This is a genomic window from Huaxiibacter chinensis, assembly GCF_022171985.1.
In the GTDB taxonomy this organism is placed as follows: Bacteria; Pseudomonadota; Gammaproteobacteria; order Enterobacterales; family Enterobacteriaceae; genus Enterobacter; species Enterobacter chinensis_A.
Map to the genome: position 1 here is coordinate 1 of NZ_JAJVHF010000079.1, position 426 is coordinate 426.

The 426-nt window shown below is 50.0% G+C and carries 1 rRNA gene; it reads right to left on the minus strand.

What is annotated here, in order from left to right:
- Nucleotides 1–426, minus strand: a 23S ribosomal RNA gene (locus tag LZP96_RS24035); the annotation flags it as partial.

Consider the following 426-nt stretch of genomic DNA (forward strand, 5'->3'; position numbering starts at 1 on the left):
CACTTTCGTGTTTGCACAGTGCTGTGTTTTTAATAAACAGTTGCAGCCAGCTGGTATCTTCGACTGATTTCAGCTCCACGAGCAAGTCGCTTCACTTACCATCAGCGTGCCTTCTCCCGAAGTTACGGCACCATTTTGCCTAGTTCCTTCACCCGAGTTCTCTCAAGCGCCTTGGTATTCTCTACCTGACCACCTGTGTCGGTTTGGGGTACGATTTGATGTTACCTGATGCTTAGAGGCTTTTCCTGGAAGCAGGGCATTTGTTACTTCAGCACCGTAGTGCCTCGTCATCACACCTCAGCGTTAATAAGGTACCGGATTTACCTGGAACCTCCGCCTACATGCTTAAACCGGGACAACCGTCGCCCGGCTAACATAGCCTTCTCCGTCCCCCCTTCGCAGTAACACCAAGTACAGGAATATTAA